Annotated in this window: 19 protein-coding genes and 1 riboswitch; of the genes, 8 read left to right on the top strand and 11 right to left on the bottom strand. The window is 39.5% G+C overall.

Annotated elements, in window-relative coordinates; translation table 11 throughout:
* Positions 1-86 precede the first annotated feature (86 nt).
* From ACXAE4_RS08445 to ACXAE4_RS08435, 3 genes are all read right to left on the bottom strand, one after another.
* Positions 87-1406 (bottom strand): TrkH family potassium uptake protein, encoded by a 1320-nt coding sequence (locus ACXAE4_RS08445; RefSeq protein WP_154973208.1) that lies wholly within the window; start codon positions 1404-1406, stop codon positions 87-89.
* Between the two features lie 3 nt (positions 1407-1409).
* Entirely contained in the window at positions 1410-2069 is a 660-nt protein-coding gene (locus tag ACXAE4_RS08440; protein WP_098999628.1) for a potassium channel family protein, read from the bottom strand.
* 124 nt (positions 2070-2193) lie between these two features.
* A riboswitch (cyclic di-AMP (ydaO/yuaA leader) is annotated at positions 2194-2338 on the bottom strand.
* Between the two features lie 115 nt (positions 2339-2453).
* Complete coding sequence (locus ACXAE4_RS08435) at positions 2454-2912, bottom strand: carboxymuconolactone decarboxylase family protein (RefSeq protein WP_028415015.1); 459 nt, start codon at positions 2910-2912, stop codon at positions 2454-2456.
* Between the two features lie 120 nt (positions 2913-3032).
* On the opposite strand from ACXAE4_RS08435, the gene ACXAE4_RS08430 reads away from it, so the two are divergent.
* A complete protein-coding gene (locus tag ACXAE4_RS08430; protein ID WP_028415016.1) occupies positions 3033-3488 on the top strand; it encodes an Lrp/AsnC family transcriptional regulator in 456 nt (151 codons plus the stop codon).
* A 288-nt stretch (positions 3489-3776) separates the two neighbouring features.
* Here the strand turns inward: ACXAE4_RS08430 and ACXAE4_RS08425 are convergent, their stop codons facing one another.
* A complete protein-coding gene (locus ACXAE4_RS08425) occupies positions 3777-4679 on the bottom strand; it encodes a peptidyl-prolyl cis-trans isomerase (protein ID WP_289578293.1) in 903 nt (300 codons plus the stop codon).
* Positions 4676-5950 carry a S1C family serine protease gene (locus ACXAE4_RS08420; RefSeq protein WP_028415018.1) on the bottom strand — a complete coding sequence of 425 codons (1275 nt, stop codon included), beginning with the start codon at positions 5948-5950 and terminating at the stop codon, positions 4676-4678. Before ACXAE4_RS08420 ends, ACXAE4_RS08425 begins: the two co-directional genes overlap by 4 nt.
* A 222-nt stretch (positions 5951-6172) precedes the next feature.
* Here ACXAE4_RS08420 and ACXAE4_RS08415 point away from each other — a divergent pair, with 222 nt between their 5' ends.
* Both ACXAE4_RS08415 and ACXAE4_RS08410 read left to right on the top strand, forming a co-directional pair.
* Complete coding sequence (locus ACXAE4_RS08415; RefSeq protein WP_028415019.1) at positions 6173-6844, top strand: response regulator transcription factor; 672 nt, start codon at positions 6173-6175, stop codon at positions 6842-6844.
* Positions 6841-8190: a sensor histidine kinase gene (locus tag ACXAE4_RS08410; RefSeq protein ID WP_028415020.1), complete on the top strand. Its 1350-nt coding sequence runs from the start codon at positions 6841-6843 to the stop codon at positions 8188-8190. The genes ACXAE4_RS08415 and ACXAE4_RS08410 overlap by 4 nt, the downstream gene beginning before the upstream one ends.
* Before the next feature lie 35 nt (positions 8191-8225).
* Here ACXAE4_RS08410 and cuyA read toward each other — a convergent pair whose 3' ends face one another.
* Complete coding sequence (cuyA, locus tag ACXAE4_RS08405) at positions 8226-9218, bottom strand: D-cysteate sulfo-lyase (protein WP_475235839.1); 993 nt, start codon at positions 9216-9218, stop codon at positions 8226-8228.
* Between the two features lie 150 nt (positions 9219-9368).
* Between cuyA and ACXAE4_RS08400 the strand changes: the two genes are divergently transcribed.
* From ACXAE4_RS08400 to ACXAE4_RS08390, 3 genes are all read left to right on the top strand, one after another.
* Positions 9369-9887 (top strand): acyl-CoA thioesterase, encoded by a 519-nt coding sequence (locus ACXAE4_RS08400; protein WP_154973201.1) that lies wholly within the window; start codon positions 9369-9371, stop codon positions 9885-9887.
* A 74-nt stretch (positions 9888-9961) separates the two neighbouring features.
* Complete coding sequence (locus tag ACXAE4_RS08395) at positions 9962-10642, top strand: GntR family transcriptional regulator (RefSeq protein WP_028415023.1); 681 nt, start codon at positions 9962-9964, stop codon at positions 10640-10642.
* Positions 10639-11580, top strand: a complete 942-nt coding sequence (locus tag ACXAE4_RS08390) for a DMT family transporter (protein ID WP_028415024.1) — start codon at positions 10639-10641, stop codon at positions 11578-11580. The genes ACXAE4_RS08395 and ACXAE4_RS08390 overlap by 4 nt, the downstream gene beginning before the upstream one ends.
* A gap of 41 nt (positions 11581-11621) precedes the next feature.
* Here the strand turns inward: ACXAE4_RS08390 and ACXAE4_RS08385 are convergent, their stop codons facing one another.
* From ACXAE4_RS08385 to ACXAE4_RS08375, 3 genes are all read right to left on the bottom strand, one after another.
* Positions 11622-12200: a suppressor of fused domain protein gene (locus ACXAE4_RS08385; RefSeq protein WP_013084584.1), complete on the bottom strand. Its 579-nt coding sequence runs from the start codon at positions 12198-12200 to the stop codon at positions 11622-11624.
* Positions 12201-12424: 224 nt separating this feature from the next.
* Positions 12425-13525, bottom strand: a complete 1101-nt coding sequence (locus ACXAE4_RS08380; protein ID WP_033579912.1) for a M24 family metallopeptidase — start codon at positions 13523-13525, stop codon at positions 12425-12427.
* 75 nt (positions 13526-13600) lie between these two features.
* Complete coding sequence (locus ACXAE4_RS08375) at positions 13601-14275, bottom strand: hypothetical protein (protein WP_028415026.1); 675 nt, start codon at positions 14273-14275, stop codon at positions 13601-13603.
* A 312-nt stretch (positions 14276-14587) separates the two neighbouring features.
* On the opposite strand from ACXAE4_RS08375, the gene ACXAE4_RS08370 reads away from it, so the two are divergent.
* Together ACXAE4_RS08370 and ACXAE4_RS08365 are read left to right on the top strand one after the other, a co-directional pair.
* Complete coding sequence (locus ACXAE4_RS08370) at positions 14588-15544, top strand: LCP family protein (RefSeq protein WP_372454540.1); 957 nt, start codon at positions 14588-14590, stop codon at positions 15542-15544.
* A gap of 225 nt (positions 15545-15769) precedes the next feature.
* On the top strand, positions 15770-16135 hold the full coding sequence (locus ACXAE4_RS08365; protein ID WP_028415028.1) for a hypothetical protein: 366 nt from the start codon (positions 15770-15772) through the stop codon (positions 16133-16135).
* 27 nt (positions 16136-16162) lie between these two features.
* Here the strand turns inward: ACXAE4_RS08365 and ACXAE4_RS08360 are convergent, their stop codons facing one another.
* The gene (locus tag ACXAE4_RS08360) at positions 16163-16681 is read right to left on the bottom strand and encodes an NAD(P)H-dependent oxidoreductase (protein ID WP_028415029.1); all 519 of its coding nucleotides are present in this window, start codon (positions 16679-16681) and stop codon (positions 16163-16165) included.
* Positions 16682-16821: 140 nt separating this feature from the next.
* Positions 16822-17568, bottom strand: a complete 747-nt coding sequence (locus ACXAE4_RS08355; RefSeq protein WP_289578297.1) for a YwaF family protein — start codon at positions 17566-17568, stop codon at positions 16822-16824.
* Between the last annotated feature and the right edge of the window lie 192 nt (positions 17569-17760).

Below are 17760 nucleotides of genomic sequence, written 5' to 3'. Positions count from 1 at the left end.
TCATCGCAACTGTTTTGTGCGTAACCTCTTATATGTCTTGAACGTATAAATAATATAAAAAAATCGCCTCATCGAAGGCGATTTTTCTATCCTAGCATTATATCTTCGTTTGGATAGCGAACGGCTTCACGCTTTTGCTTAGATAATGAAAACGCAAGGGTTAATGGCCCCACTTTTCCTAAAAACATGATAAAGATAATAATCACGCGTCCAAAGTATGAAAGCTCAGGAGTTGCTCCCATCGATAACCCCACTGTTCCAAACGCAGAAACCACTTCAAACATAATTTTTATAAACGGCAGGTTTTCTGAGATATTTAATAGAAAAATGGCCCCAAACACAAACATAATCGAAATCATCGTAATGGCTAGTGCCTTAAACACATGAAGAGGAAGAAGCCGTCTCTTTAACAGCACAATATCTTCCCTGCTTCGTAAAAATGCCCATACAGAAAAGACAATCACCACAAACGTTGTTAGTTTAATACCTCCTCCTGTTGACGCACTCCCTGCACCTATGAACATTAACATAACCATTAAAAATATGGTGGAATCATGTAGACTTCCTATATCGATACTATTAAAACCTGCTGTGCGTGTTGTTACCGCTTGAAAATAAGACGCCCACACTTTGTCTCCTAATGACAAACTTCCAAGTGTATGTGAATTGCCGTACTCTAAGAAAAAAATAAAAAGCATGGCAATCATGTTAATGGCAAACGTGCTGATAATCATAATTTTTGAATGCAGCGTTAGTTTTTTATACGATTTTTTTACCCACATATCAGCAAGAACGGTAAATCCTAACCCACCAATAATAAACAAAAAGGAAATCGTTATGTTAATAATAGGATCTCCTACATACTGAACTAAGCTGTCAGATAATAGTCCGAACCCTGCGTTATTAAAAGCTGAAATTGAATGAAACAAGCTAAAGAATAGCCCCTTAGACCATCCGAATTCCGGAACCCAGCGTATCGCTAAAAAGATAAGTGCAACAAACTCAATTAAAAATGAAAAGATAAACAGCCTTTTAACTAGCAGGACAACTCCGCCGACGCTCGTTTGATTTAATGCCTGCTGAACGAGCATACGCTCTTTAAATCCAATTTTTTTACCTAGCATCATAAAAATCAGCACGGCAAATGACATAATGCCAAGACCGCCTATTTGAATTAACAGCATAATAATCGTTTGACCGATGACGGTAAAACGCGTACCTGTATCTACGACGGCTAAGCCGGTCACTGTCATAGCGGAAGTAGATGTAAAAAGGGCGTCTACCCACCGGATTGGCTCAGTAGTAGAAAAAGGCATCATTAATAAAAGAGCACCAATAATAATTCCTCCGCCAAAAATGGAGACAAGCAGCTGCGGCGGCGTAAGCCTAACAATTTTTTTTTTCATAAGTTAAACTCCTTCTTCTTCAAAACGGTTTAAATCGCGATTATGTCCGATAACAATCAGCATATCTCCTTGTTCAATTGTTTCATGCGCCGTAGGCGAAATCACCATTTCCCCGTCTTTTCGCTGAAAACCGATAATATTACAGCCGTACTTTGCACGAATATTTAAATCAAACAGCGTTTTATTATGAAGTTTCTTAGAAGCGACAATTTCAACAATACTATAGTCTTTAGACAGTTCAATATAGTCAATAATTTTTTCTGACACCACGTGATGAGCAATCCGCTTCGCAATATCGCGCTCAGGATGAATGACTTTGTCCGCTCCTATTTTCTCCAGCACTTTTTGATGATACATATTCACCGCTTTTACCCATACTTGCTTAACGCCCATATCTTTTAAAAGCATCGTTGCAAGCACGCTTGCTTCGATATCGTCTCCAAACGAAATAAGAGCATGATCAACGTTACGAATGCCTAGCCCTTTTAAGCTAGCTTCATCAATTGCGTTCGCTTGCACGACATATGTAGCTGAGTTGCTATATTTCTTTACTACCTCCTGATTGCGGTCAATAGCGAGCACATCCACATCCAAATTAGCAAACTCTTCAACCAAACTGCCTCCAAAACGACCTAATCCCAATACAGCAAACTGTTTTTTCATAATGTATTTATTCCTTTCTTCAACTGCTGTGTGTTCTCTTAGCTTATACTTTTTCTAAAAAATTACATGTTTTTCTTAAAAAAAGCGCAAAAAAACACAGGAAGGCTCCTGTGTTTTTTCACACTCTTCCCCCTCAAAACGCTTGCGAAGTTAGCTGTCGGGTTCGGGTTTTAAGAGTAACCCTACCTTTTTAAGGATTCACCCCGGAGCACAATATGTGCGTAAATAATGGGTCCTCCGCTCCGTAATGGATTAAGCGATTTTTATTCAAATGTCTATGATCTATTTTTTAGAATAATCGATTCGATTCATGATACGTTTCACTTCACGAAAGCTATCTTACTCCTGTGGATTTTGTCTGTCAAGATATTTTTAGGGAAGACATCACTTGCGCTGCAAACTGCAAAAATCATATAAATCTAAACTGACAATCAGTTTGTGAAATTGATCAAACAAATTAATAACAGCCAAAAGCTCTAATAGCTGCGTATCACTGTAAAATTTCTTTAATTGATCCATATCAGCATCCGTCAAATCCCTTGGACGCACTCGGTATACATCTATAAATCGAAACAGCAGTCGATCTTTTTCTTCCAGCTCTTTTTCTCTTAACACTTTTTGATTAAGCGTCTTATCGCCTACATATGACATGCTCATACACGTCTCACAGCCGTTAACACCTGCTAGATAAAGCCTGATTTTTTCCTTAGTCTCTCTTTTTACTATATCACTGTTCCAAAGCTTGTCGTATAGCTCATCATACAACCTTTTTACATCTGGAATTAAATTCAGTGCTTTTTCAAAATTTGTTCCCTCTTCGTTTGTTAACAAAACTCTTGCCATTTTTTACTCACTCCTTTTTAATTATTATAGTAAGAAAAATGGAGATTTCAGATAACAAATAAAACATATTATCTGCTATTACTAATCAAATAAAACATTAATATGAAAGAAGGTTTTCAATTGAAAATTGATGAAATTGATTTATCGATTTTGCAGGCACTGCAGCAAAACAGCCGTCTTTCCTTAAGAGAGCTAGGAAAACAAATTAACCTGTCTCCTCCTTCAGTGGCAGAGCGAGTAAGACAGCTAGAGAGCTTTGGTATTATAAAAGGATATACAATCGATATTGATTATGAAAAGCTGCAGTTGCCCGTCTCGTGTTTTATTGAAGTAACCATGAAAAACGGAGAGCACGAGCGTTTTAAAAGATTTATTTCTCAGTATCCCTATGCTTTATTCTGTGAACGCATCGCCGGACAGGCTTGCTTCATTACAAAGCTTCAGCTTCCTCACCTGCACGTACTCGAGCAATTTATTAACGAAATTACACCTTATGCCAAAACGATTTCACACATCGCCCTTTCTCACGTGGAGATGTCTTCTGCATTATTGAGTCATTTAAAAGATGAAAAGTGATTGAAACATACGTTCACCGTACTAACGAAAAGATCCGAACGATTCATCGTTCGGATCTTCTTTCCACTAAACTACTTCTGTCCTAGCCTCTTTTATTCGTCCAAAAGCATAAAAAATAACCCTCCAAAGCTGGAGGGTATAAATTTTCCGAATAATGAAAGTTTTACAACTTCATTCTATCAGGTACCGACATTTCTGTCTACTTAAAAATGTAAAAGAGCTCTCTATTAATAGAAAGCTCTTTTACCTGCTTGTTTTTTGAAAACAATCAATCTATATAAAAGGGAACTACCTAAGGCTGAAAGTCACGTGAAACCTTGGCAGTTGATCCTGGATATACCGGTTGATATGATTCAAAACAAGTTCTTTCATCATTTCTTCTTTGACTTCTGATTCCGTTTTTTTATCTTTTTGTTTTAAAATAAGAATATAATAGACTTTACCCATTTTAATGGGCTTACTACACTCTCCGATGTGCTGTTTTTTTAAAACATCTATAAAAGAGGGAGATAGATTCGAAAGCTTTAGATTATCATCATTCTCTATTTTGCTGATGGTCTGGACATCAGCATATTTTTTTTGAACGTCTTGAAGCGATGTTCCTTTTTGCAGCTCAGCCGCAACGGTCTCGGCATCATGTAAAGTTGTAAAAGTTAGCTGCGAAAAAGATACGCTCGTTACATCGTTCTCAATACGTGTATAGTAAGCGTCTAGTTCATCAGACGTAATTTGTTTACGGAAATATTCTTCTAATTTAAACTGATTTATTAGCTGTTTAGTTACATCGCTAGAACGAATATGCAAGACTTCATAGCCTTGTTTTCTTGTATCTTCGTCATATGAACGTTTGATTTGTTTCCACATATCCTCGACTTTTTTCTGTACCCTGTCACTTGTCTTTAGATGCGAAATTAAGATTTTTTGCATGACAAGCTGCCGCAACAACTCTTTGCGGTAGCTTGTATCATTTAGCGGCGCATCGGGATTTAAGAACCCTTCAACTGCTAAAAAACGATTGAATTCAGCTCCTGTCACCTTTCCTCCTTCATACGCTGCCACTTCTTTGGCAGAAGATAGCTGACTAATTTCTACAGAAGGAAACATCGTTTTTGAATGCTTCCCTCCGCAGCCTGTTAAAAATCCGAACGCTGTTAATACTGCTAGCAGCAGCTTTAACGGTGCTGAACTCATCCATTGTTATCCTGCTGCTCTGAAAGCTTCAGAGAAATAGTTTGTTTTTTTCCATTTCGGTACACGTCTAATTTTACCGTGTCTCCTACTTTGCGTTTTGTGTATAGATATTGACGTAAATCACTGGATGTTTTGACTTCATTTCCATCGATGGCAACAATCACGTCTTTTGATTGTAAACCAGCATCAGAAGCAGAAGAGAACGGTTCAACCGTCGTTACGACAACTCCTTCAGACGTATCGCTTGTTAGGCCTAGCTGATCTTGTTTTGTTGCAGCTGAAAGCTGACCTACATCTTGAAGACCTACCCCCATATATGGACGCGTTATTTTTCCGTTTTTCATCAGCTGTTCAATTGTTGGCTGCACTTCATCACTTGGAAGAGCAAAGCCGATTCCTTCTACATTGTCTTCTGAAATTTTCATACTGTTGATACCAACTACTTCACCGGAAGAATTGATCAAGGCACCGCCGCTGTTTCCTGGATTAATCGCCGCATCCGTTTGAATTGCATCTACGTTCCAATTCTCTGAAATAGGGACAGAGCGTTTTGCTGCGCTCACGATACCTTGTGTGACCGTACGAGAAAATTGTTCACCAAGAGGGTTTCCGATTGCAAGAACCGTTTCACCCGCCACTAAATCTGATGATTTTCCGAACTTCGCCACTTGTTCAACATTTTTGTCGGACATTTCAAGCACCGCTAAATCCGTTAGCGCATCAGCTCCCACAATTTTAGCTTTTTCTTTTTGCCCGTTTGAAAGTGACACTTCTACTTCGCTTGCGCCATCGATAACGTGGTTATTTGTTACAACGTATGCTTTTCCATTTTCTTTTTTGAAAATAACACCGGAACCCGTTCCTGCTTCTTGCGTTTGGGTATCTCCAGAAAATGGATTTGTTTGCTGCTGGATGTTGTTCACGCCTACAACAGCGGCTGATACTTTATTTACAACTGAAACAAGATCTGACTGATTCACGGTGGTGCTTACTGTTCGAGGCGTTGTGCTCGTTGTTGTTGCGGTTTGAGTCTGCGTTGTTTGATTCACTGTATGCGTATCCGCTGAATCCATTAACCCTAGCTGCGGAGCGCCGTATAGCACAATTCCTCCCCCTAGCACTGCTCCCGCGATGGAAGATGCGATCACTGGAAATAAGCGTCTTTTTGGAGGCTGTGATGATGACGCAGGCTGATACTGATCATAGCGCCGCTGGCGGTTTTCATATTCTTCTTTTCGTTCTTCCTCTCTTTCATAATCACGTGGATCCATGAAAATCACTCCTTTTAACGTAGCAAATTTTATGTTATCTATACTATAAAATAAAAGTTTGGGATAAGTATCAAAACAATATGTGAAATTGTGAAAAATTTCTTTATAACAGCAAACACGTAGTATAATAGCGGGTACATAAACCTTTAAAGAAACGCGCATAGATGGCGTAATATGCTTTATTTACCTTAATTTTCATATATTCAGAGGAAGGTGTCAAATTTGAGCTTTACACTATATTTAGTAGAGGATGAACAAAATTTAAACGAAGTTTTAACCCTTTACCTTCAAAAAGAAGGCTGGGACGTTCGCTCATTTTTTAACGGCACGGACGCAAAAGAAATGATTGCAACTCCTCCGCACCTGTGGATTTTAGATATTATGCTGCCTGATATTGACGGGTATCAGCTCATTCGCGAAATCAAGCAGCAAACGCCACATGTGCCTGTTATTTTCATTTCAGCACGCGATGCCGATATTGACCGGGTTCTTGGACTTGAAATGGGCAGCGACGACTATTTATCAAAGCCTTTTTTGCCTCGTGAACTAGTTATTCGAGCAAACAAACTGCTAAACCTCGTATATGGTTCCAATCAAAAGAAAACCGATACCATTACGCTGACTCCTTATGAAATCGATTTACATACGCGTACAGTCAGTGAAAATGGAAAGCCGATTGATTTGACGTCTAAAGAATTTGATTTTCTTGTCACTATCTCAAAAGACCTTGGACAGGCTTTTTCAAGGGAGCAGCTGTTGAATCTCATTTGGGGAGAAGATTATTTCGGCACAGACCGAGTGGTGGATGATTTAGTGAGGCGCGTGCGTAAAAAAATGCCGCAAGCACGAATTGAAACGATTTACGGATACGGATACCGGATGATGAAAGCATGAAAAACAAGTCGCTTGCATTTCAAATTTGGCTCGTCATCTCGGGTATTTTACTGCTCATTTCAATTTTGCTCGCTATTTTATTCCCAACGACGCTCAGGCAGTTCTTCACGAATGAAATTTATACCACTATTGAAAATGAACAGCATATTTTAAAAGAATACGGCCTGCCAAGCCGCTCAGGTGAATACTACTTTAGCAATGAAGACAGTGAACCAACGCTTGGCAATCGAACCGTGGATCATATTTTATTGCCTGAACATGCGGATATCTCTTATTTTTCATCACGGGTGTTGCCTCAAGACTTTTTGAGAAAAGCACAGGAAGATGCAATCAGTCAGCGAAAAATCGTCGCTCGCTATGAAAAAGATCTCGGCAACCGGACGCTTTTTTATGTGATTCGAAAAGTAAGCGTAAACGGACAGCCTGCTTTTTTACTTTCATTTTCGTGGGATACGTATCGCAACGCGCTCACTTCTACTCTTTTTAAACAGCTGCTTCTTGTCATTTCAATTGTATTTCTATTCAGCTGGCTTCCATCTATTTGGCTATCAAGATACTTAAGCAAGCCGCTTGTATCGCTTGAAAAAGATGTAAAAAAAATCGCCGAACAAAATTGGCATGAACCTGTTACAGTCAACCGTTCCGATGAAATCGGCAAGCTAGGCGCGTCCATCGAGCAAATGCGCAAAAGGCTCGTATCTAAAGATGAAGCACAGCAAACGCTGCTTCAAAATATTTCACATGATTTAAAAACACCGGTAATGGTTATTCAAAGCTACGCTCAGTCGATTCAAGACGGCATTTATCCAAAAGGTGATTTATCCCAAACGGTAAAAGTCATTGAAGATGAATCCAAAAATCTTGAGAAAAAAATCCGCGATTTGCTTTACTTAACCAAGCTTGACTATATGTCCACTCACCAGCTTGCACAAGACGACTTTGATTTTACTGCACTACTTCATGAAGTAGTGGATCGCTTGCGGTGGAGGCGCCCTGAAATACAGTGGGAATTTGACGACGTAAATGCAACGATTAAAGGAGACAAAGAGCTGTGGACAAAAGTCCTTGAAAATGTACTCGACAATCAGCTGCGCTATGCTGATACGAAGGTTTCACTTTCACTTACTAAACACCAAACGAACGTTCAATGTACCATCAGCAACGATGGTCCGCCGATTGATCAAAGCGTGCTTCAACACTTGTTTGAACCGTTTAAAAAAGGAGCAAACGGTGAATTCGGTATTGGCCTAAGTATCGTAAAGCGTATTGTTACGATGCACGATGCAGCCATTACGGCTGAAAACACAGACGCCGGAGTGACGTTTTCACTTACTATTCCTATATAAACTAAAAAGGCAAGGGAGTCGACTCCCTTGCTTTTTTATGAAAAAACCGATGTATATGCATAAAGAGCTGGTGAACCCCCGGAGTGAATGAACACCACATTCTCATCTTTTTTAAAATAACCTTTTCGAATTAAATCAATTAGGCCGGCCATCGCTTTTCCCGTATACACAGGATCCAATAAAATTCCTTCCGTACCGGCCACAAGTTTGACTGCTTCCACCATCTCTTCTGTTGGAACAGCATAGCCTGGACCGACATATTCATCCATACAAACAATATCTTCTTTTTTAAAAGGCGTTTTGCTATGTAAATGATCATAAAGTTCACTCGTCAGCTTGGCAACTTTCATTTCTTGCTCTTCTTTAGCACGACTCACATTCATTCCAATAACAGACACCCCGCTTTGAAGGCCTTGAAAGCCTGCCACTAGCCCTGCGTGCATGCCTCCGCTTCCGCTTGTGCAAACTACGTGGCTAAGCTTTATTTGTTGCTCATAGCTTTGCATAAGCAGCTCCTGTGCGCAGGCAGCGTAGCCTGTTGCACCGATAACATTTGAACCTCCTACGGGGATTAGGTACGGCTTATGACCTTTTTCACTTAGCTCGCGCGCTACTTTTTCCATTTCCGCTGTCAAATCCGAACCTTCAGCGACAAACCGCATGTCATGAGCCCCTAATAAATGATAAAGAAAATAGTTTCCCGTCGGCTGATCACTTGCTTTATTTTCCACTTCTTCTAATACGAGCACGCATTTCATTTGCTCTTTTACGGCAGCAGCAAGCGTCAAACGACAGTGATTGGATTGTATCGCACCGCACGTTACAAGCACGTCTGCCCCTTGTGCTTTTGCATCAGCTACTAGATATTCAAGCTTACGCGTCTTATTTCCGCCCCCTGTCAGTCCAAGCATATCATCGCGCTTCATATAAATTGAAGGTCCGTTTAACTGCTGAGATAAAACCGATAGCTTTTCTAAAGGTGTAGGGGAATCCGTATATTTTCTTCTAAAAAATTGCGTTAAGTTCATGCTCTCATCCTCTCTTTCATATTTGTTCTATTTTACCATATAGAAGCTTTTGAAGAGCTTTTTACGAAAGGGCTTTCTATAACTTGTATACATAAGAACAAGTAGTCAACATACATTAAACCATATAAACAGTTTGAAGGAGTGTTTTCAATGAGTGAAAAAGCAGTACTTTGCAGCGTCTCACGAGTAGTCAAATCACAGCACATTTTTCCAAATGACCTAAACAATCACCACACCCTTTTTGGCGGCAAAATTGTCGCTGACATGGACATGACGGCTTCTCTTTCAGCAGCTAAACATTCCAGAAAGTCGTGTGTTACAGCTTCCATTGATCATGTTGACTTTATCGAGCCCGTCACAGAAGAAGATTTTATTTCATATGAGGCATTCGTTGTTGTCACAGGAAAAAGTTCCATGATTATTTTTGTTAAAGTCATTGCCGAAAATTTGTTAACGGGCATTAAACGTATTGCTGCTACTTCTTTTCTTACCTTCGTCGCATTAGAAAATGGGAAGCCTGCTCCCGTTCCTCAAATTATTGCTCAAACTGAAGAAGAAAAAAGCCTTCAAAAAGTAGCTCTTGAACGAAAAGAGTCCAAAAAAACGCAGGTTGAGCACAGCAAAGCAATTGCGCGCATCTTATCTAAATCTTTGCGCAGCAGTAATTAAGCTCTTCATCTAAAAAGCAGCTGTCTGCTTTTTAGACGAAGTTTTTTAATTTTCACATTGTTATTTAATGTGATATGCGATATATTGGTTTTATGAAAAATAACATTCAACCTCTCAAACGACTTTCCCTACGGGAGGAAGTCTATCAAACACTTAAACACAATATCGTTATGCTTGAATTTCAGCCGGAACAAAAGCTTCAGGATAAAGAACTGGCTGAGCAATTTGGAGTTAGCCGCACTCCTGTTCGAGAAGCATTAAAAAGGCTCGAAGATGAAGGCCTTGTACAAACGACACCTGGTTCTTCTACAAAAGTGGCTCCATTAAACCTTGAGGAGGCAAAACAATCCTTTATTGTCGTCGCAGCTCTTCATGCACTTGCTGCTAAGCTGGCTTGTACTTCGTTACAAGAAGAAGATATGGGCGAACTAATCAAACATAATCAATCTCTAGAACATGCAATCAAAACAAGAAATGTACTGAAAGCGATCGAAGCGGATGAAGCATTTCATTCCGTTTTTTTAAACCGGGCGAATAATTTAGAGCTAGAACGTGTTGTAAAACAAACAAGCGCCAAAATTCAACGTCTGGAAATCGCTCGCTTTTCTTCTCTTGCTAGCCTTGCTTCCGTTGATCAGCACAAAGAAATCATAAATGCTTGCCGTCAAAAAGATTCCGCACTGACATCACAGCTTGTCGAAACAAACTGGCTGACGCTAGGTGAAGCGCTGACAAGTGAGGAGGAAGCAAAGTGAAGCCTCTTTTATTAGGCGTTGCTGCATCATTCTTTTTTGCTTTTACATTCGTTTTAAATCGAGCGATGGATTTATCTGGAGGCAGCTGGGCGTGGAGCGCATCTCTACGCTATTTTTTTATGGTACCTCTTTTGCTTATGCTTGTTTATTTTTGGGGTGGCATCAAACCTGTGGTGGCAGAAATAAAAGCCCAGCCGCAAAAATGGCTGCTATGGAGCACGGTCGGATTTGGCTTATTTTACGCTCCTCTTTGTTTTGCTTCCGCCTACGGTCCCGGCTGGCTTATTGCAGGAACTTGGCAAATCACGATTTTATCGGGGTCTCTCCTAGCTCCTTTGTTTTACAAGGAAGGAAAAAAGCGAGGAGCCATTCCTTTCAAGCAGCTAGGTTTTTCGTTTATTATTTTAATAGGAGTTGTGCTCATGCAGCTTGAGCATGCGACTGAACTGTCGGCGGCTACTGCCTTGCTTTGTACGATTCCGATTTTAATTGCGTCTTTTGCGTATCCGCTTGGCAACCGTAAGATGATGGAGCTGTCGTCGCTTAATACGTTTCAGCGCGTGCTTGGAATGACGCTTTCAAGCCTGCCGTTTTGGATTATTCTTTCTGTCTATGCCTACTTGACCGATGGACTACCAAAACCAACTCAGATGTATCAAAGCAGTTTAGTTGCTTTACTTTCAGGAGTGTGTGCAACGATTTTATTTTTTGCGGCAACTGACCTTGTGAAAAAAGATTCTCACAAGTTAGGTGCAGTTGAAGCTACACAATCGATGGAAGTTTTATTTGCCCTGCTAGGAGAGGTCTTCCTTCTATCAAGTCCTTTGCCATCGATTCTTTCTTGGGTTGGAATGGGAGTTATCGTAGCAGGCATGGTGCTTCACAGCTACCAAACGAGTCATAAAAAAGCTATACCTCAAAAAGAATTGACCTACTAATCAATAACAAAAAAGAGCGTCTCAGTCGGCGCTCTTTTTGTTTATACAACAGATCTTCTTTCTAAATTGAAGACATTAACCTGCTCAGCATCAAAGCGGCTTAGCAACGAATCTACTCCGTACTCAAGTGCAAAAGCACGTTCATTTTCTGAAATCGGAACGGCCTGCAGGAACGTTACTTTTTTATCAGATAGTTCAATCGTTGAAAAATTATCCCATAAAAACGGCGGAATCAGCAAAATGTGCTGCATATGAAAGCTGTCATCAAGGACTGCAATAACGTCTTTATAAATAGCTCCTGGGAAAATGGAGACATGAGATTTCATCATATGGAAAATACAGTTTGCTAAAATAGCAGAATAAATACCGAACTCCTCATGACAAGCCCCAACGATTTCAATTCGAAGCGGGATCCCTCCAACTGTATAACCTGTCGGACATTGATGTCCACCGAGCGTTGCATACGCGGTTACGTCTTGACGCGGATGATTTTCACATGCCACAACGTGAATACCATGCTTTTTTCGTTCATCTGAATAATCTTCAATTCGGTCCTTTTGACCAAATACATCTATTGCTTTATGTATAATTAATTCTTCATCTTTTGTAAAATTACTCATAAAAAACCTCCTTGCTTGCGACCTTAAAAAGTCCCCTACTGTACAGCATATACTACCGCACTCGCTTACGATATAGTTTTTAGAAAATGTGATAGAAATGTTATCGTTTCGTAACATACTATGAAATTGTCTCAAGAAGCAAACAAGAAACTTTAACCAATTTTTTCTTTTCCCATAAAAAAATAGAGCCTGCACCATGGCAGCCTCTATTTTTTATGACATTATTATGAAATAATTTGTAATTCTTTTGGGTACTTCGTTAACGTTTCGTATCCATCTTTTGTGATGATTACATCATCTTCAATACGCACGCCTCCGAGTCCTGGAATATAGATACCCGGTTCAATCGTATACACCATGCCTTCTTGAAGCACATCATCATTGTTGCGGCTCATTGAAGGAAACTCATGCACGCTGATACCAAGGCCATGACCAAGACGATGCAAGAAATACTCTCCATACCCTGCTTCTGTAATAATATTCCGTGCTACCATGTCCAAGTCGCCAATGCGAGTGCCAGGCTTGGAAGCTTCAAGAGCTGCCTGCTCGGCGCGCTGTACCGTTTCATAGATTTCTTTTTGCTTATCATTAATCGACTTGTACGCGACTGTACGCGTAATATCTGAACAGTATCCATCTAGCACTACACCTAAATCGAAGAGAACCATATCTCCTGGCTTTAACGTGCGAAGACCTGGGTTCCCGTGCGCTTCTCCCGTTTTTTCACCAAATAACACCATCGTTGAAAACGACATCTCACGAATTCCTTTTCGCTTTAGCTCGTATTCAATTTTAGCCAGAACATCCATTTCCGTAACGCCTTCTTTTAAGGCAGCTACGCCTACTTCTACGCCAAAATCAGCTAATGCAGCTGCCTTTTGCAGAATCTCAACTTCACGCTCATCTTTAATTAAACGCAGCTGATTTAATTTCTCTTCTGCTCCGACTAGCTCAGCATTTGGATATAAATTAAGCAGTTCTTCAGCTCTCGCATACAGCAGCTGCTCTTTCTCTACAGCAACTTTTTTCACATCCATTACGTTTCGTTTATGTAAAGCTTCTTTAATAAGTTCCCAAGGATTTTGATGGTCTTCATATCCGATCACATCAAATTTCCAGCCGGCTTCTTTTGCTTGACCCACTTCCATTGATGGACAAACAAGCATCGGCTCCGCTTCATTAAATAAAAATAAACCAAGCAGACGCTCATGCGGATCCGTGTGAAATCCAGTTAAATAAAATACGTTTTCAGTTGACGAAATAAAGGCCGTTTCTACATTCTTTTCCTTCAGCCATGATACGACTTTTTGCAAACGTGCTTCCATTAAAAAAACCCCTTTCATTGTGCAATATTACTATTATAACATAGTTATTTAGCAATATTGTACAATGAATAGAGGTTAAGACAAAGCCGCGTGAAGAGTAGTAAGCTGCTCTTTAATCGCTTTTCGCTGAATACTTACTTTCATCAGCCAGCCATTTTCTCCGTATCTATAAATAAATTCGTACGTACCTTTAGGAAAATATTCTTTTACCAGCATGTCTCGGTTTTCAACAAATCCCGGATCGCCAATAAAATAGCTACCTTCTTCAAGCGGGAGCTCATGAACTTTTTTTTCTAGCTGCTTCTCTTCGTCTTCGTCATCATCTATCACAATGTGAAGACCACCTTCATCACGCACAACGTCAAATTCACCGTTTTGTTCAAGCTCAAGCACCGGTACCACTTGTCCATTTACCGTTAGCAGCTGCTTGGTTCCTTCAAGGACCTGGGACCAATGATCATCGTATAAAGTAGAAGAATAAAAAATATAGCCCTGAGATTTATATAATAAAAGCAGCTGTTCAAAATGATTTTTCACTTGTTCTTTATCAAATAGAATAACAAAATGCTTTCGATAGAAAAAACTTGTAAAAGGCAGAATAGACGATTGATTAAGCTCTCTAATTATTTCAGCACTATCCTTACCTGAAATAATAGCTCCGGTCAATTCCCCCGCGCCATAAGGTTTCCAATGACTTAACGCCGCTTCTGGAATCAGCACAAGGTTCGAAGATGACACATATATACTCATTCGCTTCACTCCTTTTTTCTACACTTAGACCTATATTTAATTCTCAACAAACAGAGACTTTTCTCTTATACCCTTCTTAAAAGACAGAACTTTTTCCCTAACTATGATAGATTATAACAAATATCCTCGAAAAAAATAACCTTTATTTCCTCTTTCTTCTATTTGTACACTTCTCTTATTTTAGCTGTCTTCGCAGATTTACTAGTGAACGTACTTGCTAATCTAATTCCTTAGTGTTAATTTTATTATGTCGTTTTATAATTTTTTGCATAATTGGTTTTAAACAAAAAAGTATTAATATTTTTGAATGCGATGGTGAGACATTTGGAAGAACGTACAGAACGTAAACAACATAAAAGAAAAAAGCAAAGAAAAAAGAAACGCTTTAGAAAGCTACTTCTTTTCTTTCTCATTCTTGTAATCGCCGCTGGTGCATATGTGTATTATCAATACCAACAAGGATTAGCAGAAGCAGACGGAGCTTTTGGGAAAGATGGACAGTTTGATTTTAATGGTGCAAGTGCCAATTTAGATAGCATGAATGTGCTGCTTCTCGGAATTGACTCTCGCGGTGAAGAACATTCGCGTGCCGATACAATCATGATTGCTCATTATGACAAAGACAGCAATCAGCCTAAAATTGTTTCTTTGATGCGTGATTCATATGTGGATATTCCTGGACATGGCAAAAACAAATTAAATTCAGCCTATGCATTTGGCGGGCCCGAATTAATGCGTAAGACAATTAAAGAAAATTTCGGCGTAGATGTAAACTATTATGCCGTTGTTGATTTTAAAGGTTTTTCTAAAGTTGCCGATACGATTGCCCCTGAGGGAATTACGGTTACCGTGCCACATGAAATGTCGTCAGGAATTGGCATGACGCTAAAACCTGGAAAACAAACTCTTCACGGAGATAAATTACTAGGATACGTGCGATTCCGCCATGATAGCCAAAGTGATTTCGGGCGCGTGAAGCGTCAACAAGAAGTGATTGGTAAATTAATGGATGAAGCTCTTCAAGTAAAGACACTGGCGAAAGCTCCTAAGCTATGGGGTGTCATTGATCCATATGTGGATACAAATATTCCGCCAAAAACATTTATTGTGATAGGAAAAGATTTTTTAGTTGGAAATCAGCCAGATTTAAAATCTCTTCGTTTACCGGTTGAAGGTTCCTATTCAAATGAACGAATATCCGGTATTGGTGCTGTTTTAAGCATCGACCTTGAAGAAAACAAACAAGCGTTACAGTCATTTTTAAATTAGGAAAAGGTGTCCATTAGAGGACACCTTTTTTTATACTATTCAAAAAAACTTCTGTTTTTCCTCCCTATCCTTCAAAAAATTTTCAGCTTCGACAAAAAATGGAGATAAAATGGAGTTGTTTTCTAGAAAACAGCTGTTTCTTTGGAGTTCTATTTTTTCTCCTGTATGCGTATATGAAAAGAGAAGGACTTCTTTTTTATATTTTTTAGTCAAGGAGATGAAATGATGAAATTATATGGTTTTCAATCTGAAGAAGAGCGTTCCTTTCTTCATTCTACCTATAAAGTAAACCCATTACTTTCTCATACTGGAGATGTCAAAATCAGCTTTTTATCTTTTCAAGAAAATGATTATACCCCCCGTCAAGAAGCTACGATTCCACAGCTTCTTTTAGTCGTTCACGGGGAAGGCTGGGTAGCTGGCGATAACGGACTGAAAATTTATATCAAACAAGGTGAATCAGCATTTTGGAGAGCTGGGGAATCTTTTGAAGTCGGGAGTCTAACGGCTATGACAGGACTACTGATTGAAGGATTAGATATTGCTCCTCAAAAGCTGCTTACTTCTTTCTCACGAACAAACGCAAATTAAAAAGCCGCTTTGACGCGGCTTTTTTTATTATCTTAGTAATTGAGCGTAGTTTTCTGCGCTATCTTGAATAACTTTGTCACTCAGGTCACCGCCTGCTCCTTGAAATAAAAATGGAGTTTGGAACTTCATACCTGTTAAATTTGCCATAGCTTGGAAAGGAAGAAGCAGATGATTCATTGGGTAACGGTTGTATCCCCCTTCTTGATAAGCTTCTGCAGGGCCTCCTGTCGAAGTAGCTACGACAAACTCTTTTCCCTGAAGTTTAGTACCTTTGCTTCCATAAGCCCATCCGTATGTTAAAACAACATCTTGCCACTCTTTTAAGAGTGCTGGTGAGCTGTACCAGTAAAATGGAAATTGAAAAACAATACGATCGAATTGAACAGCTAACTCCTGCTCTTTTTCTACATCAATTTTGAAATCGGGATAGTTTGCGTATAAATCATGAACGTACACATCCTCCTCTTTTTTTACTCGCTCTGCCCACGCTTTATTAATACGAGAAGATGCTAGATTTGGATGCGCTAAAATAACCAGTGTTTTCATTTTGATACTCTCCTTCTGATGTCTGTGCTTGCTTTTTTCTTTTCTATTTTTTACGCTTGCCTCTCACGGCTTGTTCACTCATTCTTTCCTTTTCCTTCAGGAAATCCGAGTTCGTTTACACTTATAAATTACCAGTATTATCATTCTACTTCAATAAAATTGACTTTGCTTTTATCACCTTTAATTTTTTTATGTACCCAAAACGGAAGATAAAGGACAAGAAAACTAAGAATCATGATTCCTTCAATCCATACTAAATACCAAGGATGAGGTCCAAGAACATCCAGCAAGGAAGCGTGCTCTGGCTTTTTCATCATGTATAAATAATTCGCACCCAGTAAACGATTCATGACATAGATAAAACCTCCGTACAGATTAACAAATACTACGCTTACCCATAAAGAACGAAACGTCGGCTCATATCTGCAGGCAGCAATTAGCATACAGCAAGCAAGTACCACACCGCCATGCGATACATAGAACTGCACATAGCGAAACTGGGCATACGCATAGCCGCCAAGGTCTGGGGTAATCATCACTTGAACAGAGCTGCTGATTCCTGCGAAGTACACAAAATAAAAAAGAAATCTGCTTTTGGTTATCAGCATAACAGCAGCCAGCAGCACGACTATATCACTCAGCTGAAGAGGCAAAGAAGTTTCAACGGACCACTGATGACATCCGATTTCCCAAGCCTGGTAGGCCGTTTCTGAAGCAATTAGAACGAGTGAAAGCAAAACGAACACAAACCTCTTTTTTCGCAGCTGCTTTCGACACAAAATAATAACTGTTCCTATGATCACGATAATGGCTAAAGTTACAAGGTGTTCAACTGAAAAAAGCTGAAAAGAATGTTGTACAGGATGACACGCAAAAAATGAATTCATAACGGCGCCTCCTCTCCATCAAAAAACAAATTTGGTACCTTTAGCTTGTTCATAAAATCGTATTTTCATTAATGCTTCTCTCACAGCAAAAAGAGATTGAAACATAACGAAATCACGCCAATATAAAGAAGAACAAATGGGGTAAATGATCGAGTATGAATTGCCTCTTGCGCTCCAATCAATTGCTAGAAG

This window comes from Priestia sp. ABM2_011 (assembly GCF_056158845.1).
This window is presented reverse-complemented; position numbering and strand designations above follow the sequence as displayed.